This window comes from Mesorhizobium sp. WSM4836, from assembly GCF_055811815.1.
On sequence record NZ_JBVVQF010000011.1, the window covers coordinates 97889 to 123777 of the forward strand.

A 25889-nucleotide genomic window follows, 5' to 3' on the forward strand; every position below is an offset into this window, starting at 1 on the left:
CCCCCGCCCCCGCGCCCCCCCCCCCCCCCCCACCTTCCCCCCACCCCCTGTGTCCCCCCCCCCTTAATAAAAACCCCGCGGCCGGGGGGGGGCCCCCCCCGGGGACAAAGCCAGCGGTAAGGGATAACTGAAACCGAGCGAGGAGAGAAACGGCCGATGCTGCGATTTCTGCTTATGCGCATAGCATCCGCACTACCGGTTCTCGCTATTTTGAGCGTGGTTACCTTCGCGATCATCCAGGCCCCGCCGGGTAACTATGCCGACTACATCCGCTTGCAGCTCATCAACCAGGGTGGAGCTTCCTTTGCCGAGGCCGATGCCCAGGCGAAGGCTTATAGCGTGGAGCATGGCCTCGATAAGCCGGTTCCACTCCAATACCTGAACTGGATCACCGGCATCATCATCCGCGGCGACTTCGGCTACAGCCTGTACTACAACAAGCCCGTCGCCGACGTGGTGGGCGAGCGGCTGCCGCGCACGCTGCTGCTTGCGCTTGTCTGCCACCTCTTGGCTTCGCTGCTGGGGATCGGCTTTGGCATCTGGGCGGCGACCAGGCAGTACAGCTGGATCGACAGTACGCTGTCGGCGATATCCTTCCTCGGGATGACGGTGCCGCGCTTCCTGATGGCGCTGATCATCGTCTACCTGCTGGTCTTCCAATTCAACGTCTCCGAGATCGGCAGCTTCTTTTCGCCCCAATATGGTGGGGCGCCGTGGTCGTGGGCGAAGTTCGTCGATCTCGTCCGGCATGTCTGGCCGGTCGTCGCCATCGCCACCTTCGGCGGGCTCGCCTACAACATGCGGGTGATGCGCGGCAATCTGCTCGATACGCTGAACGCGCAATATGTCGAAACCGCTCGTGCCAAGGGTCTCAGCGGCGGTGCGGTCGTGATGCGTCATGCGGTGCCCAATGCGCTGCATCCGCTGGTCATGTATCAGGGCGTGGTGCTGCCCTACATGCTGACCGGCGAGATCGAGACTGCGATCATCTTTGCCCTGCCGACCGTTGGCCCGGCGATCGTTGGCTCGATGGCGGTCGGCGACGTTTATGTAACGGCGACCTTCATGATGGTGCTGTCGTCGACGCTGATCGTCGGCAACATCGTCGCCGACATGCTGCTCGTCATGCTCGACCCGCGCGTGCGCCAATATGCAGGGTCCTGAAATGCTTGCTTTCGAGCCCTCGCTGCCGCCACTTGCGGACGAACCGGCCAAGATCAAGCCGCGCGGCAATGAGAGCTACATCGCACTCGTCTGGCGCCGCCTGAAACGGTCCTGGACCGGCATGGCCGGGCTCATCCTGGTCGCGCTTCTGGTGCTGCTGGCGGTGTTTGCCGATTTCTTCGCACCGATGGATCCCAAGGTCACCGATGTCGGCTTTGCCCCCCCGCAAGTGATGAGCTTCCATGACAAGGACGGCAACTTCGTTTTCCAGCCACGCGTCTATGCCTTGGCGGATTCGGAAGACCTCGATCCGGTTACCTTCCAACCCGTCGTCGGGCCGGACTACGACCATCCGCGGCTGCTCGGCTTCTTCGTCAACGGAGCGGAGTACAGACTGCTCGGCCTGCTTCCCGCGAACCGGCACTTCTTCGGCTCGACCGACGGCCAGCCGGTGCATTTCCTTGGCACCGACAAATTCGGCCGCGATGTGCTGGCTCGTGCCATCTATGGTTCGCGCATCTCGTTGATGATCGCATTGACCGTGGTCTTCATCGTCACGGTGATCGGGACGACGGTCGGCATGGTGTCGGGCTATTTCGGCGGCACGTTCGATGTCTGGGTCCAGCGCTTCGTCGAACTGGTGCTCGCATTTCCGCAATTGCCGCTTTATCTGGCGCTGACGTCGCTTGTTCCGGTGACGGCGCCGACGAATGTGTTCCTGGCCTTCGTGATCGTCGTCATGTCGGCACTCGGCTGGGCGCAGATGTCGCGCGAGGTGCGGGGCAAGACCCTGGCGCTGGCGCGGATCGACTACGTTCGTGCGGCGATGGCGGTCGGCGCCACGGACGGCCGCATCATCATGCAGCATATCTTTCCGAACGTGATGAGCCACGTCATCGTTGCCGTCACGTTGGCGATCCCCAGCGTCGTCCTGCTCGAATCCTTCCTCGGTTTTCTCGGTTTCGCGGTGAAACCGCCGCTGATCTCGTGGGGGCTGATGCTGCAGGACACCGCGACCTATTCGGTAATCGGCACCTATCCCTGGATCCTCTCGCCGGTCGGCTTCGTGCTTGTCACCGTCTTCGCGTTCAACGCCCTTGGCGACGGACTGCGCGATGCGGTCGATCCGTATTGAGCGTGCCATGATGCAACACGCGCTCGTCAAATCCTTCGCACCGCCTGTCCGGCTCGACCATGACGGCCGTTCGGAAAATCCGGTCATCGATGCCCGCAACATCGCCGTTGATTTCAAGGTCGAGCACGGCATGGTCGAAGCCGTCAAGGATATCTCGTTCCAGCTCTATCGCGGCGAGACGATCGCCATCGTCGGCGAATCCGGATCTGGCAAGTCGGTGACGGCGCGCACCGTCATGGGACTGTTGTCGAAGCGCGCCGTCGTGTCGCCGAAATCGACCGTCGAATACAACGGGGCGAACATCGTGAAATTTTCCGAGCGTGCGCGGCGCAAACTGCGCGGCGACCGCATCTCGATGATCTTTCAGGAACCGATGAGTTCGCTCAACCCGATCTACACCATCGGCAGCCAGATCGTCGAGGCGATACGGGTGCATCGCAAGATGAGCCGCAGGCAGGCCGAAGCAAGAGCGATCGAGCTGCTGCAGCAGGTGCAGATTCCTGAACCCCAGGCGCGGCTGAAGCAATACCCGCACCAGCTTTCCGGCGGCCAGCGCCAGCGTGTGATGATCGCCATGGCACTGGCCAACGATCCGGATGTGCTGATCGCCGACGAGCCGACGACGGCACTCGACGTCACGGTTCAGGCGCAGATCCTCAATCTCATCCGAAACCTGCAGAAAAAACTGCGCATGGCAGTGATCCTGATCACGCACGACCTGACCGTGGTGCGGCAGTTCTCCGACTATGTCTACGTCATGCAGCATGGGGAGATGCGCGAGCACAATGTGACGGAGAAGCTATTCGCGAATCCGCAGCATCCCTACACTTGCCACCTGCTTGCCTCCGAGCCGCGCGGCAAGGCAAATCCGTTGCCGGACGGCGCCGACGTCATTCTTGAAGCCAAGGATGTGCGCGTCTCCTTCATGCTGCGGCATGGCACGTTCATGAGGCCGGACCTGCGCGAACTCGTCGCCGTCGACAGTCTCAGCCTGACACTTCGGCGGCACGAGACGCTGGGTCTCGTCGGCGAATCCGGATCGGGCAAGACTACCTTCGGCGAGGCGTTGCTCAGGCTCAACACCACGGACAGCGGCGAGATCTATTTCGACGGCCAGCCGATCCATGGCTGTTCGCGGGCACAGATGCGGCCGTTGCGGTCGCGCATGCAGGTCGTCTTCCAGGATCCGTTCTCGTCGCTCAACCCGCGCATGACGATCGGCCAGATCATCGAGGAAGGGCTGGTCGTCAACCGCATCGGCACCACCAGGAACGATCGGATCGAGCGCGTGCGCGAGGCGCTGATCAGCGCCGGCATGCCCGGCGATATCCTGTCGCGCTTCCCACACGAGTTTTCCGGTGGCCAGCGCCAGCGTATTGCGATTGCCCGCGCCGTCGCGCTCGAACCCGAATTCATCGTGCTCGACGAGCCGACATCGGCGCTGGATCTCTCGGTGCAGGCGCAGATCATCGAACTGCTGCGCAAGCTGCAGCGCGAACGGGGCCTGAGCTACATCTTCATCTCGCACGACCTCAAGGTCGTGCGGGCGCTGTGCCATCGCGTCATCGTCATGCAGCACGGCAAGATCGTCGAAGAGGGGCCGGTCGACGAAGTCCTGTCCCATCCCAAAACCGCGTACACCGAACGGCTGGTCAAAGCCGCTTTCGAGGTAGCCTGATTGCTTATGCCGGAGGTCGTTGTGGCAAGAAATCCCAAGGTCGCTTTCATCGGAGCTGGCTCGACGGTGTTCATGAGGAACATCGTCGGCGACATATTGCAGCGTCCGGCTTTATCCGGCGCGACGATCGCGCTGATGGACATCAATCCGCAACGGCTCGAGGAAAGCGCAATCGTCGTCGGTAAGCTGATCGCGACGCTTGGCGTAAAGGCCAAAGCCGAAACCTATTCGGACCAGCGCAAGGCGCTTGCAGGCGCCGATTTCGTCGTCGTCGCCTTCCAGATCGGCGGCTACGAGCCCTGCACGGTAACCGATTTCGAAGTTCCGAAGAAATACGGGCTGCGCCAGACCATCGCCGATACGCTCGGTGTCGGCGGCATCATGCGAGGCTTGCGAACCGTGCCGCATCTCTGGAAGATCTGCGAGGACATGCTCGCGGTCTGCCCGCAGGCGATCATGCTGCAATATGTCAACCCGATGGCGATCAACACCTGGGCGATCGCGGAGAAATACCCCGAGATCAAGCAGGTCGGCCTCTGCCATTCGGTGCAAGGCACGGCAATGGAGCTGGCGCATGATCTCGACATTCCCTACGAGGAGATTCGCTACCGCTCGGCCGGCATCAATCACATGGCCTTCTACCTGAAATTCGAGCATCGCCAGCCGGACGGCTCCTACCGCAATCTCTACCCGGATCTGCTGCGCGCCTACAGCGAAGGGCGGGCGCCGAAGCCGGGATGGAATCCGCGCTGCCCGAACAAGGTGCGCTACGAGATGCTGAAGCGCCTCGGGTACTTCGTCACGGAGAGCTCCGAACATTTCGCGGAATACACGCCCTATTTCATCAAGGACGGGCGCGAAGATCTGATCGAGAAATTCGGTGTCCCGCTCGACGAATACCCGAAGCGCTGCATCGAGCAGATCGAACGCTGGAAGGGGCAGGCGGAAGCCTATCGCTCGGCTGATAAGATCGAAGTGGAGCAGTCGAAGGAATATGCGTCCTCGATCATGAACTCGGTCTGGACCGGCGAGCCGTCGGTGATCTACGGCAACGTCCCCAACAATGGCTGCATCACGTCATTGCCACATAATTGCGCGGCCGAGGTGCCATGCCTCGTCGACGCCTCCGGCATTCAACCCACCTTCATCGGCGACCTGCCGGTACAACTTACCGCGCTGATCCGCACCAATATCAACGTCCAGGAACTGACGGTCCAGGCGCTGATGACCGAGAACCGCGAGCACATATATCACGCGGCGATGATGGACCCGCACACGGCGGCCGAGCTCGACCTCGACCAGATATGGTCGCTGGTCGATGATTTGCTGGTTGCGCATGGCGATTGGCTGCCGGCCTGGGCGCGTGGAGCGCGCAACGTCAGGGCGGCCTGAGTAGCACCGGCGGCAGTCTCTACATGGTGATCGAGGAGCTCGTGCGTCCCGCCGCCCAATTCAAGCCCGGGGGGGTCGCCTCGCGCAACATGGGCTCTAATTCATGCGAACTTCCGGTTCGGCAAGCAGTGGAATCTCCAGGCCCCGCCGCAAGCCGGTCGCCACGACGGATACCCTGAATTGTCCGGCGAGTGCCTTGTCGAAGATGGCGCCGACGATGATGTCGGCATCGTTGTCGACCTCCTCGCGGATGCGGGTAGCGGCTTCGTCGACCTCGAACAGCGTCATGTCCATGCCGCCCGATATCGAGACAAGGACGCCCTTGGCGCCCATCATCGAAGCTTCGTCGAGCAGCGGGTTGGCGATTGCCGCTTCCGCCGCCTTTTTGGCGCGGCCTTCTCCGGCGGCCTCGCCGGTTCCCATCATGGCGCGGCCCATGTCGCGCATCACCGACTTTACATCGGCGAAGTCGAGATTGATCAGGCCTTCCTTGACGATCAGATCGGTGATGCAGCCGACGCCCGCATAGAGAACCCGGTCGGCCATGGCGAAGGCGTCGGCGAACGTGGTTCTGGCGTCGGCGATCCTGAACAGGTTCTGGTTCGGGATGACGATGACGGTATCGGCGCTTTCGCGCAGGCGCTCGATGCCCTCATCGGCAGCGTACATGCGGCGCCTGCCTTCGAAGACAAATGGCTTGGTAACGACGGCGACGGTCAGTATTCCGGCTGCCCGCGCTGCCTGTGCGATAACAGGCGCGGCACCGGTGCCGGTTCCGCCTCCCATGCCGGCGGTCACAAAGCACATGTGCGTTCCAGCAAGGTGGTCCATGATCTCGTCGATGGATTCCACGGCCGCGGCACGGCCGACTTCGGGCAGGGACCCGGCGCCCAGACCTTCGGTGATATGAGCGCCCAACTGGATCAGCCTCGTTGCCTTCGACATGGCAAGGGCCTGGGCATCGGTGTTGGCGACGATGAATTCCGCGCCCTGCAGGCCTTCGGCGATCATGTTGTTGACTGCGTTGCCGCCGCCGCCGCCGACCCCGACGACGGTGATCTTGGGCCTCATCTCCGAGATTACCGGCCTCGTCGCGGTGTTCATTGCCGTTCTCCCTGGATACGCCGAGTGGTCGCTGCAAGCTTGCCCCGGGCGCACTGCGAAAACTCTGAACCGGGCAGTGCGAATCAGGACAGCCCAGCACGCAGGGAATCAGAGCGCGGAGCGGGCTGCAAGTGCGCGATGTGCCTCATAGGCGACTTGCGTCTGAAAGTTCACCCAATGTGCCTCGATACAGGGCAGATCGCGGCGCGGGCGCCGCGTGCTACAACTTCGGCGCGAGGCACTGCGCGACATGATCGGCAATCGCCAGGCAGGAGGTCAGGCCGGGGCTTTCGATGCCGAACAGATTGACCAGGCTGTCCACGCCATGCACCGCCACGTCCTGGATGACGAAGTCGGCATTGGCCTCACCGGGACCGGACAGTTTCGGCCGGATGCCGCTGTAAGCGGGCTGCAGGCTGCCATCGGCAAGGTCCGGCCAGTATTTGCGGATCTCGCTGTAGAATCGCTCACCCCGAGCTGGATCGACGCGATAGTCGAGCTGATCGGTCCACTCGACGTCCGGCCCGAAGCGGGTGGCGCCGTCGAGATCGAGCGTCAGATGAACGCCGAGCCCGCCGGGTTCGGGCACCGGATAAACCAGCCGCGAGAACGGCGCCCGGCCGACAACCAAAAAATAATTGCCCTTGGCATAATGGAGCCTTGGCACGAATTGCTGGTCGAACCCTTCAATCGACCCGGCAAGTGCTGCGGCGCCAAGCCCGGCGGCATTGACGAAGCCCGTAGTGGCGATCTCGAAGCGCTCGCCGCCGGTAGCGTCCACCGTCTCGAGCACGACCTGGCCCGCTTCGATGCGGCCGGAGGCGACGCGGGTGTTGAGGCTGAGTGCCGCCCCGTGCGCCTCGGCATCAGCCAGCAAGGCAAGCATCAGGGCATGGCTGTCGATGATCCCGGTGGCCGGCGACAGCAACGCCGCCGTACACTTGAGGCTGGGCTCCAGCGCATGCGCCTCGGCTTCGCTCAAGGGCACCAGGTCGCCGGCGCCGCAAGCGCGTGCATTGGCCCGGATTGAGGCGAGCACCGGCTCCTGTCCGGCATTTGTGGCGACGATGAGCTTGCCGCAGCGCGAATGCGGGATCACACGCTCGTCGCAGTAGCGATAGAGCTTTTCCCGGCCCGCCACGCAGAGCCGGGCCTTTAGCGATCCAACCGGATAGTGGAGGCCGGCATGGATGACCTCGGAATTGCGCGAACTTGTCCCGGTGCCGATAGCGCTCTCGGCTTCCAGGACCAGCGTATCGATGCCGCGCTGCGCCATCTCTCGCGCGATCGCCAGGCCAACAACGCCGGCACCGGCGACAATGCAGTCGATATGGTCCACGGTCAGGTCAAGCCGAAGTTCTGCATGCGTCCATCCATCCGCTGGCCCTGTCGAAAGCGCTTGACACTATACCGTTCGAGAAAGATGCATCAAACGGCATAATGCACGGGGACCTGCCGAGCCGGACCGGCACAGGAGCCATCATGGACGCACGACCGAATTCGCCCGAAGCCCGCGATATAAGCTATCACCTGCATGGCTACACCAACGCCCGCAAGCATCAGGAGTCAGGGCCGCTCGTCATCGAGAAGGGCGACGGCATCTATGTCGAGGACCTTGCCGGCAACCGTTATATCGAGGCGATGGCCGGGCTTTGGAGCGTCGCGGTCGGTTTTTCGGAGAAGCGGCTGGTCGATGCGGCAGCACGGCAAATGTCGAAGCTGCCTTACTATCACGATTTCGGCTCCAAATCGCATTCGCCGCTGATCGATCTCGCCGAGAGACTGGTGCAGATGGCGCCGGTGCCGATGAGCAAGGCGTATTTCACCAATTCCGGCTCCGAGGCCAACGATACGGCCATGAAGATGATCTGGTACCGGTCGAATGCGCTCGGCCAACCGGCGCGCAAGAAGATCATCAGCCGCAGGAAGGGTTATCACGGCGTCACCATCGCCTCGGCGAGCCTGACCGGACTGCCCAACAACCACATCTCGTTCGATCTGCCGATCGCCAATGTGCTGCACACCTCGACACCGCACCATTGGCGCGAGGCGCTGCCGGGTGAAAGCGAAGAGCAGTTTTCGACGCGGCTTGCCGACGGGTTGGAGAGACTGATCCTGGCCGAAGGGCCGGAAACCATCGCCGCCTTCTTCGGCGAACCCATCATGGGCGCCGGCGGCGTCATCGTTCCGCCTTCCGGCTATTGGGAGAAAATCCAGGCGGTGCTGTCGAGATACGACATCCTGCTTGTCGCCGACGAGGTGATCTGCGGGTTTGGCAGAACAGGTGAGATGTTCGGCTCGCAGACCTTCGGCATCAGGCCCGACATCATGGTGCTGTCGAAGCAGATTTCTTCGTCCTATCTGCCGATCTCGGCCCTGCTGATCAACGACAAGGTCTTCGAGCCGATCGCGAACGAAAGCAATCGTATCGGCACGTTCGGCCACGGCTTCACCGGCGGCGGCCATCCCGTTGCGGCAGCGGTCGCGCTCGAGAACCTGAAGCTGATCGAGGAGCGCGATCTGGTCGGCAATGCGCGCACTGTCGGTGCGCATATGCAGAAACGGCTGCGCGATCTCGCTTCGCACCCGCTTGTCGGCGAGGTGCGCGGCATCGGCCTGATCGCGGCGGTCGAAATGGTCGGCGACAAGCCGAATAAGGCGCCGTGGGGCACGGCCGGCGCGCTGGGCGGGCTAGTCAACGGGTTCATGCAGCAGAACGGCGTCATCTCGCGCAATATGGGCGATGCGCTGGCTTTCTGCCCGCCGCTGATCATTACCGAGTCGCAGGTCGATCAGGTGATCGACGCATTTGAACGGTCGCTCGAAGCCGCCCTCAAGCAGGTCCGATCGCCAGGCTGATCGCGCTATTTGGCGACGCCGACCGCATCCGGCACAACGACCAGCTTGCCGACGAAATCCTTGGCGATGAAATCGGCCTGGGCGCGATGGAAATCGGACAGCTTGTAGACGCCGCCGACCAGCGGCCGGATCTTCTTGTCCTCGATGTAGCGCACGATGCGGCGGAAATCCGCCCGCGTGCCCTGGCTCGAACCATGCAGTTGCAGCTGTTTCAGATACATGGTGCGCAGATCCAGCTGCACGACCGGGCCGGCAATTGCACCAGCCGTGGTGTAGCGGCCTTCCGGCCTCAAGATGCGCAGGAGGTCGTTGAAGATCGCGCCGCCGACCAGATCGGCCACCACGTCGATCGGCTGGCCCTCGGTCGCAGCGGCGACGGCGGCCGGCAGATCGGCAACGCCACGGGTGATCACCGCCTCGGCGCCGATATCACGCACGGCCTGTTCCTTGCCCTTGCCGGCAATTGCGTAGGGAATGGCGCCGCGCGCCCGCGCCAGCTGCACGATGCCGGAGCCGACGCCGCCGGAGGCACCGGTGACCAGCACACGCTCGCCGGCTTTTAATGCGGCGCGTTCCAGCATCTGCTCGCCCGTGAGATAGGCGCAGCAGAATGTAGCAAGTTCGACGTCGGTCAGGTCGGTGTCGACGATATGGGCGTTCTCGGCAGGCACTGCCTGGTATTCGGCATAGCCGCCGTCGCGGCCGTGGCCCATATAGTCGATGTCGGCCAATGAATCGTCACGATTGTAGATGGAGAAATCGACCATCACCCGCTCGCCGATGCGGGCCGGTGACACGCCGTCGCCGACGGCAATGATGTTGCCGACCGTGTCAGTGCCCTGGATGCGCGGAAAGCTCAGCGTGTTGCCTTGGCGGCGCCACGTTGACACGGCCGCGGCATCCTCCTCGGTGCCATAGGCGCCCTGTCGCACCCAGACGTCGGTGTTGTTCATACCGCATGCGGTGACCTTGACCAGCACTTCACCCGGGGCAGGCGAGGGTACTTTGACGTCGGCGCGGTAGACGAGCTTTTCCGGTCCGCCGTGACCAGTCAGGAGCACGGCGGCCATGGTGGCGGGGAGTGTCTTGGTCATGGCATTCATGTCGGTTTTCAGATGTTGACAAACACGCTCTTCACCGCGTCGGCCGTCTTCGACACGACGATGTCGGCTTCCTCGCGGGTCAGGCAGAGCGGCGGCGCGAAACCGAGAATGTCGCCCTGCGGCATGGCGCGGCCGATGACGCCGCTTGCCGCAAGCGCGGTCGCGACCTGCGGTCCGATCTTCTGCGAGGCATCGAAGAATACGCGGTCGTCCCGGTCGGCGACGAACTCGATTGCCGCCAGCATGCCGTCGCCGCGTACCTCGCCTACGTTTTTGTGGCGACCGACGGCCTTCGTCAGCTCGGCGCGGAAATAGGCGCCGGTCTCGCCGGCGTTCCTGACCAGGTCCATCTCGTCGATCAGTTCCAGGTTGGCGACGCCGGCGGCCACGCAGATCGGATGCGCCGAATAGGTCCAGCCATGGCCGAGCGAGCCGAGCTTGTCGGAGCCCTGGACGAGCACCTGCCAGACCTTGTCGGAGACGATGACGCCGGACAGCGGCGCGTAGGCCGAGGTCAGGCCCTTGGCGATGGTGATCAGGTCGGCCTTGATGCGGTAATGGTCGGAGCCGAACATGGTGCCCAGCCGGCCGAAGCCGGTGACGACCTCGTCGGCGACCAGCAGCACGTCGTATTTCTTCAGCACCGCCTGGATCTTCTCCCAGTAGCCGGCCGGCGGCGGCACGATGCCGCCGGTGCCGAGGATCGGCTCGCCGATAAAAGCGGCGACCGTTTCCGGCCCTTCGGCGAGGATCATCTCTTCGAGCTTGTCGGCGCAGTATTGCGAAAACTGCTCCTCGTTCAGCGAGTGGTCGGCGCGGCGGAAATAGTAGGGCGCCTCGGTGTGCAGGACCGGCGCACGCGGCAGGTCGAAGGCGTTGTGGAACAGGTCGAGGCCGGTCAGCGATCCGGTCATGATGCCGGAGCCGTGATAACCGCGCCAGCGCGAGATGATCTTCTTCTTCTCGGGCCGGCCGAGCACGTTGTTGTAGTACCAGATCAGCTTGATGTTGGTTTCGTTGGCATCGGAACCGGAGAGGCCGAAATAGACCCTCGACATGCCTTGCGGCGCGCGGTCTATGATCATCTTGGAGAGCGTGATCGACGCCTCGGTGCCGTGCCCGACATAGGCATGATAATAGGCGAGCTTCTTGGCCTGTGCGGCGATCGCGTCGGCGATCTTCTGGCGGCCATAGCCGACGTTGACGCAGTAGAGCCCGGCGAAGGCATCGATGCTCTTCTTGCCGTTATTGTCCCAGATGGTGACGCCTTCGCCACCGGCGATCACACGCGTCGGGCTCTCGCCACGCGCGTGGGTGCCCATATGGGTCGAGGGATGGAAGAAGTGATCGCGATCCCAGGCGGCGAGTTCGTTTGACTGGTCGAGCATTTTTCTACTCCTGAGGAAAATGTGCCGGGCGCGGCTCACGCCACGTCGAGGCAGAGATATTTTAGATCGGTAAAGGCTTCGAGCCCGTGACGCGAGCCCTCGCGGCCGATGCCGGACTGTTTGACGCCGCCGAACGGGACCGGCGCGCCGGTAATCTTGACGCGGTTGATAGCGACCATGCCATAGTCGAGCGCCCGGCCCATGCGCAATTGCCTACCGCCATTCTCAGTCACCACATAGGCGACGAGGCCATATTCGGTGGCATTGGCGCGGGCGACGACTTCGTCTTCGCTGTCGAAGGGCGTCACGGCGGCGACCGGACCGAAGGTCTCCTCGCGCATGATCAGGGAGTCGTCGTCAACATCGGCCAGCAGGGTCGGCTGGTAAAACAGCGGCCCGGCCGGATGACGCTTGCCGCCGGTCAGGCAACGGGCGCCTTTGGCGAGCGCATCGGCCACCTGCTCCTCGACCTTCTTGACGGCGCGTTCGTGCATCAAGGGTCCGATTTCGGTGTCGTCAGCGAGGCCATTGCCGGCCCGCAACGCCTCGACGCGTCTGGCGAAAGCAGCGCAGAACCGATCGTATAGCGGACGCTGGACATAGATGCGGTTGGCGGCGAGGCAGTCCTGGCCGGAGGTGGCGAATTTGGCGTCGACGGCGATGGTCACAGCCTTGTCGAGATCTGCGTCGGCGAAGACGATCAGCGGCGCATGACCGCCGAGTTCCATCACCAGACGCTTCATCGTCGGCGCACTCTGCGCGGCGATCAACCTGCCGATCTCGGTCGAGCCGGTGAAGCTCATGGCGCGAACGCGCGGGTCTTCGCACATCCGCCCAACAATGGTCGAGGCCTTGCCGGTGAGAACGTTGAAGACGCCTGCCGGCAGACCGGCACGTTCGCCAAGCTCGGCCAGCGCCAGTGCGGACAGCGGCGTTTCCGAGGAAGGATGCGCGACGATGGTACAGCCGGCGGTAAGGGCGGCAGCCGCCTTGCGGGTCAGCATGGCCGCTGGAAAATTCCACGGCGTGACGACGCCGACGACGCCGAGCGGCTCGCGCCGCACCATCATCTCGGCATTTGGCAAATGGCTGGTGACGCTTTCGGCGTTGAGACGTTTGGCCTCCTCGGCATACCACTCGACGAAGGAGGCTGCGTAATCGATCTCGCCCAATGATTCCCTCAGCGGCTTGCCTTGTTCGAGTGTCATCAGCAGAGCCAAGTCATTTTTGGCGGCGACGATCAGATCGAACCATTTGCGCAGTATTTTGGACCGTTCCTGCGGCAGCAATGCGCGCCAGGCAGGAAAGGCGCGCCATGCCGCATCGATCGCCAATGTGCTCTGCCGGGCATCGAGGGCGGCAACGAAAGCGACGGTGGATCCGGTGGCCGGTTCCGTCACCTCGAAACTCTCCGCGGTCTCGCTCGCCGTCCAGTGGCCATCGACATAGGCGAGTTCGCGCAGCAGCCGTCGGTCGGCGAGGCGATCAAGCGCCTCATGGCGCTGCGAGCGGGCAAAATGTGCGGACATCATCGGGCTCCCGGTTCGGGTGGATGCCGCAGACTATCCCTGCCGCGCAAACAGAGAGGCTGTTTGCGTGCCTACACGTAGAGAGATTGTCTCTATTGTCCTGCCGAGCCAGACGATCTCTCCGGTATCAGGAAGATGCCGGCAACAGATCCGCCACCGGCAGCACACTCTCCTCCTTCACCGTCTTGGTGACGATGTAGGTGAAATAGCGGTCGATGCCGATGTCGCGTTCGAGCAGAGTGTCGACCAGCCGCTGATAGGCGTCGATGTCGCGCGCCATCACCTTCAGCAGGTAATCGACGCCGCCACCGACAGACCAGCAGGCGACGATCTCGGGAATATCGCGGATGACGCGCTCGAAACGGTCGAAATCGGCCTGGCGGTGGCTGGCCAGCGACACCTCCATCAGCACAGTGGCGACCGGCGCGATGGCGCGCATGGCGATCCTGGCATGGTAGCCCGAGACGATGCCGGCCTTTTCCAGTTTACGCAGCGGCATCCAGCACGGCGTCGGCGACAGGCCGACTTTCTCGGCCAGCGCCAGCTTGGTGATGCGCCCGTCGTGCTGGATGGCGTCGAGGATTTTCAGATCGATCGGATCGAGTTTCGCTGCAGCCATGGTCGCCTACTTCCGGTGCCGGACACCATGACGGCGCATTATTTCGATTGTCAATTGCACTGATTTCGATCTCTAATAAGTCATGACATTTTGGCGACCAGATCCCGCTCTTATCCGGCGGCCGGCCTATCAATCGCTCGCCGACCAGTTCGCGCGCGCCATCCATGACGGGCGCCTGGCCAATGGCGCTCGGTTGCCGACGCACCGGCAGCTCGCCGACGATCTCAAACTTTCCGTGCAGACGGTCAGCCGCGCCTATGAGGAGCTGATCCGCCGCGGGCTGGTGTCCGGCGAGGTCGGCCGCGGCAGCTTCGTGCAGACTCAGCGCCGCGAGCCGGAGCCGCCCTATCTTCCAGAGCGGCTGGGCGAGGTCATCGACCTCTCCATCCTGAAGCCGGTCTGCGAACCGATGCATCTAGAACGGCTGAGGCAGGCGCTGGGCTGGCTCGCCGAAAACCTGCCGTCGAGCTCGGCGCTGTCGTTCAGGCCAAACATGGTGTTCCCGCGCCACCGCGCGGTCGGTGTCGAGTGGCTACGCCTCTGCGGCCTCGACATGTCGCCGCAGAACATCAGCCTGACCAACGGCGCCACCGCAGGGATGACAGTGGCGCTGATGAGCGTGGCGCCGCCGGGTTCGACCGTCGCTACGGAGGCAATCGGCCACCACACGCTGATCCCGCTAGCGCGCTATCTCGGTTTCAACCTCGAGGGTTTGCGAATCGACGACAATGGGCTGATCCCGGAAGCGCTGGACGAGGCCTGCCGGCTGTCCGACATCCGCGCGGTGTTCGTGCAGCCCTCGGTGATCAATCCTACGGCCACTCTGATGGACGCGGCCCGGCGCGAACAGATTGCGGCGGTGGCGCGCAGGCACGACATCGCCATCATCGAAAATGACGTTCTCGGCCCGTTGGTCGAGGACCGGCCGCTGCCGGTCGCCGCCTTCGCGCCCGAGCGCACGCTCTACGTCACCTCCTTTACCAAGATCGTAGTGCCGGGCCTGCGTATCGGCTATCTCGCGGCGCCCGATCGTTATGTCGCCGCGGTCGCCAACCGCCACCTCGTCTCAAACTGGATGGCGACGCCGCTGGTGGCCGAGATCGCCACCAAATGGGTGACCGACGGCACCGCGATGGAACTCGTGCGATGGCAGCGCCTGGCTTTGCGGCGGCGTCTGGACATCGCCACCGAGGTGCTTGCCGGAGTGGATTATCGGGCTCATCGCGACGGGCTGCATGTCTGGCTGCGGCTGCCCGATGATCGCGGCGAGGAAAGCTTTGTGTCCCAGGCGCGCCTGCAGGGCGTGGCGATTGCGCCGGGTACATCGTTTCGCATTTCGCAGACGCCTTGGCATCCAGCTGTGCGGATTTCGCTGGGCTCGACCACGGAGGGGGAACTGCGTGCCGGTCTCGGCGTTGTCACCAAGCTGCTGCTCGGCGATCCAGAGCATCTCCTGCTAGCGATCTAGGCAACAATTGGGGGAATTGTGCGGAATCCGAAATATTGTCATGATATTATTTTCTTGATTGACATGATTTGCCGTGATCCGCATCGTTAAAGGCACAGCTTCTCCAGCACGGGAAATTCATTGTCGGCGCCCATCATCAAGATCGACGGTATTTCGAAAAGCTTCGGCACTTTCAAGGTGCTGGACGGCCTCTCGATGCAAGTCATGCCCGGCGAGAAGCTGGCGCTGATCGGCCCGTCGGGTTCGGGCAAGACGACGATCCTGCGCATCCTGATGACGCTCGAGCGTATCGACAGCGGCCACATCCAAGTCGACGGCGAACAGCTGTACCACATGGAGCGCAACGGCCGGCTGCTGACGGCCGATGAACGGCATTTGGCAAAGATGCGCCAGAAGATCGGCATGGTCTTCCAACTGTTCAATCTGTTTCCGCACAAATGCGTCATAGACAATGTGACGCTGGCACCGATGCTGACCAAAGGCGTGCCGCGGGCCGCCGCCGAAAAGCGGGCGATGGAGCTGCTCGACATGGTCGGCATGGTCGACAAGGCCAAGGCGATGCCGGCGCAGCTTTCCGGCGGACAGAAGCAGCGCGTCGCGATTGCCCGGGCGCTGGCGCTGTCGCCGAAGATCATGCTGTTCGACGAGGTCACCTCGGCGCTCGACCCGGAACTTGTCGACGAGGTGCTCAACGTCATGCGCAAGCTCGCCGCCGAGACCGACATGACCATGCTGCTGGTCACCCACGAAATGGGTTTCGCCCACGACTTCGCCGACCGGGTGCTGTTCTTCGACCGCGGCAGAATAGTCGAGGAGGGCAAGCCCGACGAGATTTTCCGCCATCCCAAACAGGAGCGTACGCAAGGGTTCCTGAAGAAGATCATTGCGGCCGGACATCGGGTCTGACTGCCATGCGAGGCGGCGACGCCTCAAGCAAGCCAAGAAGACAGACAAACAAGGAGTTGGGAACAATGAAGAAATTTGCCATTTTGGCCGGCGTCGCCGGTATTGCGCTGACGGCGGTGCTGGCCGCCTCGACGGCCGGCTCGGCCGATGACAGCAAGCTCGAAGAGCTCAAGGCGCAAGGCTTTGCCCGCGTCGCCATCGCCAACGAGCCGCCCTATACGGCGGTCGCCGCCGACGGCAAGGTTTCGGGTGCGGCGCCAGACGTTGCCCGTGAAATCTTCAAGCGCCTTGGCGTCAACGACATCGTCGCCTCGATCTCGGAATATGGCGCCATGATCCCCGGCCTGCAGGCCGGCCGTTTCGACGTCGTCACCGCCGGCCTGTTCATGAAGCCGGAACGTTGTGCTGCGGTCGCCTATTCGGAACCGGTGCTGTGCGATGCCGAGGCGATGCTGGTGAAGAAGGGCAATCCAAAGGGCTTCAAGAGCTACGAGGACGTCGCCAAGGACACCAGCGCGACGATCGGCGCACCGGGTGGCGGCACCGAGGAAAAGCTGGCGCTCACCGCAGGTGTGCCGCGCGAGCGCGTCATCGTCGTGCCGGACGGCCAGAGTGGCTTGAAGATGCTGCAGGACGGCCGCATCGATGCTTATTCGCTGCCCGTGCTGTCGATCAACGACCTGGTCAAGAAAGCCAATGATCCGAACCTCGAAGTCATCGCGCCGGTGGTCGGTGCGCCGGTCTATTGCGACGGCGCGGCCTTCAAAAAGGGCGACGAAGCGCTACGTGATGCCTATGATGTCGAGCTGGCGAAACTGAAGAAGTCCGGCGAGTTCGCCAAGATCATCGAACCCTACGGCTTCTCGGCGGCGGCGGCGATGTCGACGAACCGCGACAAGCTCTGCTCGGCGAAGTAGGCGCGTTCTTTCCTTCTCCCCGTTCACGGGGAGAAGGTGGCCCGAAGGGCCGGATGAGGGGCGTCGCCACACTCTGGTCGGTTCGCGCTGCCCCTCATCTGCCTGCCGGCATCTTCTCCCCGCGAACGGGGAGAAGGAACCTGAAGTGATCGCCGCGCCAAATATTCAATGCGGAGCCCTTTCGACCAATGACCCAATGGTCCGGCTATTTCGGCCTGATTTTGCAAGGAGCGCTTGTCACCATCGAGTTGACGCTGATGGGGTCGGTGCTGGCGTTGGTCATGGCCTTTCTTGCCGGGCTGGGGCGGCTGTCGCGGTTTTTCGTGCTACGCGCGCTGGCCACCGCCTATATCGAGTTCTTCCGCGGCACCTCGATTTTCGTGCAGCTGTTCTGGGCCTATTTCGTGCTGCCTTTCGCGGGCATCTCGCTGACGCCGCTACAGGCCGGCGTGCTGGCGCTGGGCCTCAATGTCGGGGCCTATGCAGCGGAAGTGGTGCGCGGCGCCATCAAGTCGATCGGCCGCGAACAATACGAGGCCTGCACCGCGCTCAATCTCGGCCGCTGGCAAGCCATGCGCCACATCATCCTGCCGCAGGCGCTTCTGGTGATGCTGCCGACCTTCGGCAACAACGCCATTGAATTGCTCAAGGCCACCGCCGTCGTTTCGCTGATCTCGCTCGCCGACCTTACCTTCCAGGCGCAGGTGGTGCGCTCGCAGACCGGCAATACACTTGTGCCGTTCAGCACCATCCTGGTCATCTATTTCGTGCTGGCGCTGCTCATCTCCTGGGGCGTGCGGTCGCTGGAACGCCGCATGGCGCGCGGCCTCGACGGGGTGCGCGTCTGATGGAGCGGGCCTGATAATGGAATGGGATTGGGATTTTGTCCGGCAGATCCTGCCGACGCTGATCGAGGGGGTGAAGATCACCATCCTGGCGACGCTGCTCGGCTCCGTGCTGGCGGCCATCGTCGGGCTGGGCATCGCGTTGGCCCGCCGTTCGCCGAACAGGGCTCTGTCGCGCACCGTCAGTTTCCTTGCCGAGTTCATCCGTGGCACGCCGCTGTTGGTGCAGCTCTATTTCATCTTCTACGTGCTGCCGGATTTCGGCGTCCTGTTGCCGCCGCTGGTGGCGGGCGTCATCGGCCTTGGGCTGCATTACGGCACCTACACGGCCGAGGTCTACCGCGCCGGTATAGACAATGTGCCGCGCGGTCAGTGGGAAGCGGCGAAGGCCTGCAATCTGAACGCCACGCAGACCTGGACGCACATCATCATTCCGCAGGCGATCCCGCCGATGATCCCGGCGCTTGCCAATTATTTCATCGCCATGTTCAAGGAGACGCCGTTGCTGTCGGCGATCACCGTGCTGGAACTGATGAACCAGGCCAAGAGCGTCGCCAACACCTATTACCGGTATATCGAACCGATCACCTTGGTCGGCGCCTTCTTCCTCGCCATCAGCCTGTTCTCGGTGGTGCTGCTGCGCTGGCTGGAACACCGTTATGGGCGGATCGAACGATGAGTGCTGCACCCGAAATCCGCCTGCATTCGGCACCGCCGGCGCTCGATGCGCGTCCGCTGGAAAAGCGGGTCGGCCTGATCATCCTTGCCACCGACCACACAAGCGAGCCGGATTTTCACCGCATGGTGGCAAGCGATCGTATCGGCATCTATGTCGCGCGTATTCCCTACGCCAACCCGACGACGCCGGACAATTTGCGCAAGATGCAGCCGTCACTGACGGCGGCCGCGGGCCTGATCCTGCCCGACGAGCCGCTCGATGCGATCTGCTATTCCTGCACCTCGGCCTCCGTCGTGATCGGCGATGCCGAAATCGAGGCGGCAGTGCAGGCCGTGAAACCCGGCGTGCCGGTGGTCACGCCGCCGATGGCCGGCGTGCGCGGCCTGACGGCGCTGGGCGCCAGGACGATCAGCATCCTCACCCCTTATACGATCGAGACCAGCCGGCCGATGGCGACCTATTTCACCGAGCGTGGATTCGAAATCGTCAGCTTCACTTGCCTCGGCTTCGAGGACGACCGTGAGATGGCGCGGATTGCGCCGAAATCCTTGGTCGATCTGGCCCGTGATGCGATGGCCCCGCAGGCCGACGCGCTGTTCGTGTCCTGCACGGCGCTGCGGTCGGCGGCGGCAGTTGTCGGCATGGAAGAGGCCATCGGCCGCCCCGTCGTCACCAGCAACCAGGCGACGGCCTGGAATTGCCTGCGGCTTTGCGGAGATAAGATGTCGCGCCCTGAATTCGGCCGTCTGATGACGCTGCCGCTGAACTGATTGACGAGCCCATGACCACGTCCAGGATAAGCCTCTCCGATATCCGCGCCGCGCGCGAGCGCATCACAGGCAAGGTTGAGCGTACGCCGACCGTCACTTCCCGGAGTCTTTCCCAGCACTTGGGCGCTCCTGTTTATCTCAAGCTCGAACATCGGCAGACCACCGGCGCCTTCAAGCTGCGCGGTGCCTCGAACGCTATCGCTTCGCTGACAGGAGACGAGAAGGTGCGGGGCGTCGTCGCGGCCTCGACCGGCAACCACGGCCGGGCGCTTGCGTATGGCGCTCAACTGCAAGGTATCCATGCGACAATCTGCATGTCGCGGCTGGTGCCTGAGAACAAGCTCGAAGAGATCCGCCGGCTTGGCGCCGAGATCCGCATCGTCGGCAACAGCCAGGACGATGCGCAGCAAGAGGTCGAGCGGCTGGTCGCCGAAGAGGGGCTGATCATGCTGCCGCCTTTCGACCATCCCGCCATTGTCGCCGGGCAAGGGACACTTGGGCTGGAGATCATGGAACAAGTTGCGGACGCCGCCCTGGTGCTGGTGCCGCTTTCCGGCGGTGGGCTGGCGGCTGGCGTCGCAGCTGCCGTCAAGGGCGTCAGGCCGGCGACGAAGGTCGTCGGCGTTTCGATGGCGCGCGGTGCCGCGATGAAGGCGAGCCTCGACGCCGGGCACCCGGTGCTGGTCGAGGAACTGCCGACGCTCGCCGACTCGCTTGGCGGCGGCATCGGCCTCGACAACCGGCTGACCTTCTCGATGTGCCGTGACCTGCTCGACGATGTGATCCTGCTCAGCGAGGACGAGATCGCCGCCGGCATCCGCCACGCCTATGAGCAGGAGCGCGAGATCGTCGAAGGCGCCGGCGCGGTCGGCATCGCGGCCGTGCTTGCCGGCAAGGTCACCGCGAATGGCCCCACAGTACTCGTGCTGTCCGGCCGCAACATCGACATGACACTGCACCGCAAGATCATCTGCGGTAAAGCAATTGCGGAGCACGCAGCATGAGCCGGATAACGATCCTCACCGAGGCCGAATTGCGCAAGCTCGTGAAGCTCGATCTCGATGCCGTCGCCTGCGTCGAGAACGCGTTCCGGGCGCTCGTTACCTTGCCGGTGGCGATGCCGCCGATCCTGCGGCTGGACATTCCAGAGCATCGCGGCGAGGTCGACGTCAAGACCGCCTATGTGCCGGGCATCGACGGTTTTGCGATCAAGATCAGCCCCGGTTTCTTCGATAATCCGAAACTCGGCCTGCCCAGCGTCAACGGCATGATGGTGCTGCTGTCGTCCAAAACTGGGCTGGTCGAGGCGCTGTTGCTCGACAATGGCTATCTCACCGACATCCGCACGGCCGCGGCCGGCGCGGTCGCCGCCAAACATCTGTCGCGGGCGGACTCCTCCGTTGCCGCGATCTTCGGCGCCGGCGTCCAAGCCGGACTGCAGCTCGAAGCACTGATGCTGGTGCGGCCGATCACAGAAGCCCGCATCTGGGCAAGGGATGCCGCCAAGGCCGAAGCCGCGGCGGACGCATTGTCCGAAAGACTGGGCATCGCCGTTCACGCCGAGCCAGACGCGGCAAAGGCAGCCGCCGATGCCGACATCATCGTCACCACGACACCGTCGACCGAGCCGCTGATCAAGGCCGGCTTCGTCGTGGCCGGCCAGCACATCACCGCGATGGGCTCGGATGCCGAGCACAAGAACGAGATCGCACCGGCGATCCTGCGCATGGCCGATCTCTACGTCGCCGATAGCGCCAAGCAGACGCGGCGGCTGGGCGAACTGCACCACGCCATCGCGGCGGGCGTGATGGCGGCCGATGCCGAGATCACGGAGCTTGGCCACATCATCGCCGGCGAAAGGCATGGCCGGCATTCGGGCAGCGACATCACTATTGCCGATCTGACGGGCACCGGCGTGCAGGACACGGCGATCGCCACGCTCGCCCGCGACCGCGCGCGTGCAGCCAAGACCGGTACGATTTTCGAAAGCTGATACCGGCCGCAAGGCCCAACAAACGAGGACCAAGAACAATGCAGCCTAATTTGAAATTCTCGCGCGGCGAATATGCGGAGCGCCTCACCAAGACGCGGAAGGCGATGGAGGCCAAGGGCGTCGATCTGCTCGTCGTCAGCGATCCGTCCAACATGGCTTGGCTGACCGGCTATGACGGCTGGTCGTTCTATGTGCACCAGGCCGTCATCGTGCCGCCGTCGGGCGAGCCGGTGTGGTACGGCCGCGGCCAGGACGCCAACGGCGCCAAGCGCACCGCCTATCTCGCGCACGACAACATCGTCGGCTATGCCGACCACTACGTGCAGTCGACCGAGCGCCATCCGATGGATTTTCTGTCCACCGTGCTCGCCGATCGCGGCTGGGGCAAGCTCAGCATCGGTGTCGAGATGGACAATTACTGGTTCTCGGCCGCTGCCTTCGCATCGCTGCAGAAGCACTTGCCCAATGCCCGCTTCGTCGACGCCACGGCACTCGTCAACTGGCAGCGCGCGGTGAAGAGCTCGACCGAAATCGACTATATGCGCAAAGCCGCCCGCATCGTGGAAGCGATGCACCAGCGAATCGTAGACAAGATCGAAGTCGGCATGCGCAAATGCGACCTAGTCGCCGAGATCTACGATGCCGGCACGCGCGGCGTCGACGGTATCGGCGGCGACTATCCGGCGATCGTGCCGCTGCTGCCGTCGGGCACCGATGCGTCGGCGCCGCATCTGACCTGGGACGACCGGCCGATGAAATCGGGCGAGGGCACCTTCTTCGAGATTGCCGGCTGCTACAATCGCTATCACTGCCCGCTGTCGCGCACCGTTTTCCTCGGCAAGCCGACGCAGGAGTTCCTCGACGCCGAAAAGGCGACGCTGGAAGGCATGGAGGCGGGACTTGCCGCCGCCAAGCCCGGCAACACATGCGAGGACATCGCCAGCGCCTTTTTCGCCGTGCTGAAGAGATACGGCATAGTCAAGGACAACCGCACCGGCTACCCGATCGGGCTTTCCTATCCGCCGGACTGGGGCGAACGCACGATGAGCCTGCGCCCAGGCGACCGCACCGAGCTGAAGCCCGGCATGACCTTCCATTTCATGACCGGCCTGTGGCTGGAGAGGATGGGCTTGGAAATCACCGAATCCATCCTGATCACCGAAACCGGCGTCGAGTGCCTGGCCAATGTGCCGCGCAAGCTGGTGGTGAAGAGTTGAGCCCGATGTCCAGCCTTCGCCCGTCACCGATCACGCCGACCGTCGATTTCGAGCGCGACGGTGTGCAGCATGGCTTCCTGCGCCTGCCTTACAGCCGCGACGATTCCGCCTGGGGATCGGTGATGATCCCGATCTGCGTTATCCGCAACGGCAACGGGCCGAGCGCATTGCTCACCGGCGGCAATCATGGCGACGAGTATGAGGGGCCACTGGCGCTCTACGATCTCGCCCGTACGCTCGAGCCGAAGCAAGTCAGCGGCACGGTCATTATCGTGCCGGCGATGAACTATCCGGCGTTCCGCGCCGGCACGCGCACCTCGCCGATCGACAAGGGCAATCTCAACCGCAGCTTTCCCGGCCGGCCCGACGGCACGGTGACCGAGAAGATCGCCGATTATTTCCGGCGCGAACTTCTGCCGCGCACCGACATCGCGCTCGATTTCCACTCCGGCGGCAAGACGCTCGATTTCGTGCCGTTCTGCGCCGCCCACATTCGGCCCGACAAGGTGCTGGAAGCGAAGGGGTTTGCTGCGGTCGAAGCGTTCTCCGCACCGTGGTCGATGAAAATGCTGGAGATCGATGCGGTCGGCATGTTCGACACTGCCGCCGAGGAGATGGGCAAGCTGTTCGTCACCACAGAGCTTGGCGGCGGCGGGACTTCGCGCGCGGAAACGGTGAGGATCGCGCGCCGCGGCGTGCTCAATGTGCTGCGCCATGCCGGCATCGTCGCCGGCACGGTCGAGATGCAGCCGACCCGCTGGCTCGACATGCCGTCGGGCGATTGCTTCTCGTTCGCCGAGGACGACGGGATGATCGAAACGATGATCGATCTCGGCGAGCCGGTGGCAGAAAACCAGGTGCTGGCACGCGTCCACTCCATAGGCCGCACCGGCGGTGCACCGCAGGAGATCCGGGCCAGGATGTCCGGGCTGTTGGCGGCCCGGCATTTTCCGGGGCTGGTCAAGGCCGGCGACTGTGCTGCCGTGGTGGCCGTGCTGGTCGATTGACGGTCAGGAAGCCGATGTCGGAAACGGCTCGACTTTGCCTTTAGGGCGATCGCCGAGGGCAAAGACGGCGCTCGCCTCGCTGACGATCGAGACATGATCCTTGGCGGCTGTTCCGGCTGCCGCACTGTCGCCGCGCATGATTGCGGTGACGATCGCGTCATGCTCTTGCCAGGACTGGGCCAGCCGGCCGGGCAGCATGAATTGCGCGCGCCGGAACGGCGCCAGGCGGCCGCGGGTCATGACGGTCAGTTCATAAATGTGCTTGCTGTGGGCGCCCCGATAGAGCCGGGTGTGGAACTCGGTGTTGAAAAGCTCATACTCTTCTTCGGCCCCGAGCTGCACCAAGCGCGCCGATGCCTGATGCTCGGCCTCCAGCGTACGGCGCTCGCCGGCCGTCATGCGCTCGGCCGAGAAGCGCGCGCAGATCGCTTCAAGCTCGGCCATGCTCTCGAACATCGAGGCGAGGTGCTCCTGGGTCACCACGGCGACGGTGGCACCACGATTGGGCCGCCTTTCGACCAGTCCCATGGCGCTGAGCCGGCTGAGCGCTTCCCTGATCGGCGTGCGTGAGACGTCGAAGCGGGCGGCGAGCGAGGCCTCGTCGAGCTTTTCGCCCGGGCGCAGGAAACCGGTGACGATCCGGTCGCTGATCGCCCTCACCATCTGATCGACGGTCGTGCCCGACCTGATCAAATTGCGCTTTCCCGACACGTCTCCTCCGTCCAGTCTTTTCGGTAGAGCCGTAAGCCACTCACCGGCTTCGATTCCTCCGCAGCTCTGTATGCCTATGTTTTAGCCTTCATGTCAAATTGGCGATTTTGAAGGCAAAAAGTGTATGCAATTGCGCCGGCTTTGTGCAGTCCACATCGGCACGCTCGTTGATATTGCTGAATAAATCCAATTTCTGAAACTGGCATGCTGATTGCATACACTTCTTTCATTGAGGTGTTAACCGGCCCCAAAGGCCCCATAGAGGGAGCATTCAATGTCCGAGAGATTCATGCTTAGCCGCCGCCACCTGCTCAAGACTTCCGCCGCCGGAGCGGCGCTCGGCCTTGCGTCCGCAGCGTTTCCGATCAGCAGGGCCTTCGCCGCGACGGCCACCGTGGGCTTCATCTATGTCGGGCCAAAGGACGATTACGGCTACAACCAGGCGCATGCCGAAGGCGCCGCCACGCTGAAGGGGATCGACGGCATTTCCGTCGTCGAAGAGGAGAACGTGCCGGAGACGGTCGACGTCCAGAAGACGATGGAATCGATGATCAATCTCGACGGTGCGTCGCTGATCTTCCCGACCTCGTTCGGCTATTTCGATCCGCACATGCTGGCCATGTGCGCGAAATTCCCCGACGTGCAGTTCCGGCATTGCGGCGGCATGTGGAACAAGGACAAGCATCCAATGAATGCCGGTTCCTATTTCGGCTATATCGGCATGGGCCAGTATCTGAACGGCGTCGTCGCCGGCCACACCAGCAAGACCAAGAAGCTCGGCTTCGTCGCGGCAAAGCCGATCCCGCAGGTGCTGCTCAACATCAATTCCTTCCTGCTCGGCGCGCGCTCCGTCGATCCGACCATCACCTGCCAGGTGATCTTCACCGGCGAGTGGTCGCTGGCGGTCAAGGAGGCGGAGGCTACCAATGCGCTGGTCGACCAGGGCGCCGACGTCATCACCTGTCATGTCGACAGCCCCAAGGTGGTGGTCGAGACGGCTGCCGGACGTGGCGCCTTCATCTGCGGCTACCATGCCAACCAGAGCCCTTTGGCGCCGGAAAAATACCTGACCGGCGCGGAATGGAACTGGGCCAAGGTCTACAAGATGTTCGTCGACGATCTTGTGGCAGGCACGCCGCTGCCCAATTTCACGCGCGGCGGCCTGGCCGACGGCTTCGTCAAGATGAGCCCGCTCGGCCCGGCTGTCGGCGACGCGGCCCGCAAGCAGTTCGACGGCACGCTGGCCGAAATGCTGAAAGGCGGCTTTTCCGTCATCAAGGGTCCGCTGAAGAGCAACAAGGGCGCTGTCGTGGCGACCGAGGGCCAGGCCTTCGTCGAGACCGCGATCGAACTCGAAAGCATGGACTACCTCGTCGAGGGCGTCGTCGGTTCGACCGCCTGAACC

23 protein-coding genes are annotated in these 25889 nt (G+C 63.4%); 16 read left to right on the plus strand and 7 right to left on the minus strand.

Annotation, left to right across the window (positions count from 1 at the left end; all coding sequences use genetic code 11):
• Positions 1-156: 156 nt before the first annotated feature.
• The 4 genes from AC0L2P_RS15215 to melA are packed head-to-tail and all read left to right on the plus strand — an operon-like array spanning position 157 to position 5369.
• Positions 157-1164, plus strand: a complete 1008-nt coding sequence (locus tag AC0L2P_RS15215) for an ABC transporter permease (protein WP_473502124.1) — start codon at positions 157-159, stop codon at positions 1162-1164.
• A 1-nt stretch (position 1165) separates the two neighbouring features.
• Positions 1166-2299 carry an ABC transporter permease gene (locus AC0L2P_RS15220; RefSeq protein WP_473502125.1) on the plus strand — a complete coding sequence of 378 codons (1134 nt, stop codon included), beginning with the start codon at positions 1166-1168 and terminating at the stop codon, positions 2297-2299.
• Positions 2300-2309: 10 nt separating this feature from the next.
• Positions 2310-3977 (plus strand): ABC transporter ATP-binding protein, encoded by a 1668-nt coding sequence (locus AC0L2P_RS15225; protein WP_473502220.1) that lies wholly within the window; start codon positions 2310-2312, stop codon positions 3975-3977.
• Positions 3978-3998: 21 nt separating this feature from the next.
• The gene (gene melA, locus AC0L2P_RS15230; RefSeq protein WP_473502126.1) at positions 3999-5369 is read left to right on the plus strand and encodes an alpha-galactosidase; all 1371 of its coding nucleotides are present in this window, start codon (positions 3999-4001) and stop codon (positions 5367-5369) included.
• Positions 5370-5465: 96 nt separating this feature from the next.
• On the opposite strand, the gene ftsZ is transcribed toward melA, so the two are convergent.
• Both ftsZ and AC0L2P_RS15240 read right to left on the minus strand, forming a co-directional pair.
• The gene (gene ftsZ, locus AC0L2P_RS15235) at positions 5466-6473 is read right to left on the minus strand and encodes a cell division protein FtsZ (protein ID WP_473502128.1); all 1008 of its coding nucleotides are present in this window, start codon (positions 6471-6473) and stop codon (positions 5466-5468) included.
• A 220-nt stretch (positions 6474-6693) separates the two neighbouring features.
• A complete protein-coding gene (locus AC0L2P_RS15240) occupies positions 6694-7812 on the minus strand; it encodes an NAD(P)/FAD-dependent oxidoreductase (RefSeq protein ID WP_473502129.1) in 1119 nt (372 codons plus the stop codon).
• Positions 7813-7955: 143 nt separating this feature from the next.
• Here AC0L2P_RS15240 and AC0L2P_RS15245 point away from each other — a divergent pair, with 143 nt between their 5' ends.
• Positions 7956-9332, plus strand: coding sequence for an aspartate aminotransferase family protein (locus AC0L2P_RS15245; RefSeq protein ID WP_473502131.1), 1377 nt, complete (start codon positions 7956-7958; stop codon positions 9330-9332).
• Positions 9333-9337: 5 nt separating this feature from the next.
• Here the strand turns inward: AC0L2P_RS15245 and AC0L2P_RS15250 are convergent, their stop codons facing one another.
• The 4 genes from AC0L2P_RS15250 to AC0L2P_RS15265 form a co-directional block, all read right to left on the minus strand.
• Complete coding sequence (locus AC0L2P_RS15250) at positions 9338-10435, minus strand: alcohol dehydrogenase family protein (protein ID WP_473502132.1); 1098 nt, start codon at positions 10433-10435, stop codon at positions 9338-9340.
• 8 nt (positions 10436-10443) lie between these two features.
• Positions 10444-11823 (minus strand): aminotransferase, encoded by a 1380-nt coding sequence (locus tag AC0L2P_RS15255; protein ID WP_473502133.1) that lies wholly within the window; start codon positions 11821-11823, stop codon positions 10444-10446.
• 35 nt (positions 11824-11858) lie between these two features.
• The gene (locus AC0L2P_RS15260; protein WP_473502134.1) at positions 11859-13352 is read right to left on the minus strand and encodes an NAD-dependent succinate-semialdehyde dehydrogenase; all 1494 of its coding nucleotides are present in this window, start codon (positions 13350-13352) and stop codon (positions 11859-11861) included.
• A 127-nt stretch (positions 13353-13479) separates the two neighbouring features.
• Complete coding sequence (locus AC0L2P_RS15265; protein WP_473502135.1) at positions 13480-13971, minus strand: Lrp/AsnC family transcriptional regulator; 492 nt, start codon at positions 13969-13971, stop codon at positions 13480-13482.
• Positions 13972-14053: 82 nt separating this feature from the next.
• On the opposite strand from AC0L2P_RS15265, the gene ehuR reads away from it, so the two are divergent.
• From ehuR to doeB, 10 genes are all read left to right on the plus strand, one after another.
• Positions 14054-15439 (plus strand): MocR-like ectoine utilization transcription factor EhuR, encoded by a 1386-nt coding sequence (gene ehuR / locus AC0L2P_RS15270; protein WP_473502136.1) that lies wholly within the window; start codon positions 14054-14056, stop codon positions 15437-15439.
• A 120-nt stretch (positions 15440-15559) separates the two neighbouring features.
• Positions 15560-16345 carry an ectoine/hydroxyectoine ABC transporter ATP-binding protein EhuA gene (gene ehuA / locus AC0L2P_RS15275; protein ID WP_023677199.1) on the plus strand — a complete coding sequence of 262 codons (786 nt, stop codon included), beginning with the start codon at positions 15560-15562 and terminating at the stop codon, positions 16343-16345.
• Positions 16346-16410: 65 nt separating this feature from the next.
• Complete coding sequence (gene ehuB, locus AC0L2P_RS15280; RefSeq protein ID WP_473502137.1) at positions 16411-17262, plus strand: ectoine/hydroxyectoine ABC transporter substrate-binding protein EhuB; 852 nt, start codon at positions 16411-16413, stop codon at positions 17260-17262.
• Positions 17263-17450: 188 nt separating this feature from the next.
• The gene (ehuC, locus tag AC0L2P_RS15285) at positions 17451-18110 is read left to right on the plus strand and encodes an ectoine/hydroxyectoine ABC transporter permease subunit EhuC (protein ID WP_254819481.1); all 660 of its coding nucleotides are present in this window, start codon (positions 17451-17453) and stop codon (positions 18108-18110) included.
• A 16-nt stretch (positions 18111-18126) separates the two neighbouring features.
• Positions 18127-18786 (plus strand): ectoine/hydroxyectoine ABC transporter permease subunit EhuD, encoded by a 660-nt coding sequence (ehuD, locus tag AC0L2P_RS15290; protein ID WP_473502138.1) that lies wholly within the window; start codon positions 18127-18129, stop codon positions 18784-18786.
• On the plus strand, positions 18783-19556 hold the full coding sequence (eutA, locus tag AC0L2P_RS15295; RefSeq protein WP_473502140.1) for an ectoine utilization protein EutA: 774 nt from the start codon (positions 18783-18785) through the stop codon (positions 19554-19556). Before ehuD ends, eutA begins: the two co-directional genes overlap by 4 nt.
• An 11-nt stretch (positions 19557-19567) precedes the next feature.
• Positions 19568-20560 (plus strand): hydroxyectoine utilization dehydratase EutB, encoded by a 993-nt coding sequence (gene eutB, locus AC0L2P_RS15300; protein ID WP_473502141.1) that lies wholly within the window; start codon positions 19568-19570, stop codon positions 20558-20560.
• Complete coding sequence (locus AC0L2P_RS15305; RefSeq protein ID WP_473502142.1) at positions 20557-21549, plus strand: cyclodeaminase; 993 nt, start codon at positions 20557-20559, stop codon at positions 21547-21549. Before eutB ends, AC0L2P_RS15305 begins: the two co-directional genes overlap by 4 nt.
• 38 nt (positions 21550-21587) lie before the next feature.
• A complete protein-coding gene (gene doeA / locus AC0L2P_RS15310) occupies positions 21588-22766 on the plus strand; it encodes an ectoine hydrolase DoeA (RefSeq protein ID WP_473502143.1) in 1179 nt (392 codons plus the stop codon).
• Positions 22767-22771: 5 nt separating this feature from the next.
• The gene (gene doeB, locus AC0L2P_RS15315) at positions 22772-23773 is read left to right on the plus strand and encodes a N(2)-acetyl-L-2,4-diaminobutanoate deacetylase DoeB (protein ID WP_473502144.1); all 1002 of its coding nucleotides are present in this window, start codon (positions 22772-22774) and stop codon (positions 23771-23773) included.
• A 3-nt stretch (positions 23774-23776) separates the two neighbouring features.
• Here doeB and AC0L2P_RS15320 read toward each other — a convergent pair whose 3' ends face one another.
• Complete coding sequence (locus AC0L2P_RS15320) at positions 23777-24436, minus strand: GntR family transcriptional regulator (RefSeq protein ID WP_473502221.1); 660 nt, start codon at positions 24434-24436, stop codon at positions 23777-23779.
• Positions 24437-24758: 322 nt separating this feature from the next.
• Between AC0L2P_RS15320 and AC0L2P_RS15325 the strand changes: the two genes are divergently transcribed.
• A complete protein-coding gene (locus tag AC0L2P_RS15325) occupies positions 24759-25886 on the plus strand; it encodes a BMP family ABC transporter substrate-binding protein (RefSeq protein ID WP_473502145.1) in 1128 nt (375 codons plus the stop codon).
• The last annotated feature ends 3 nt before the right edge of the window (positions 25887-25889 follow it).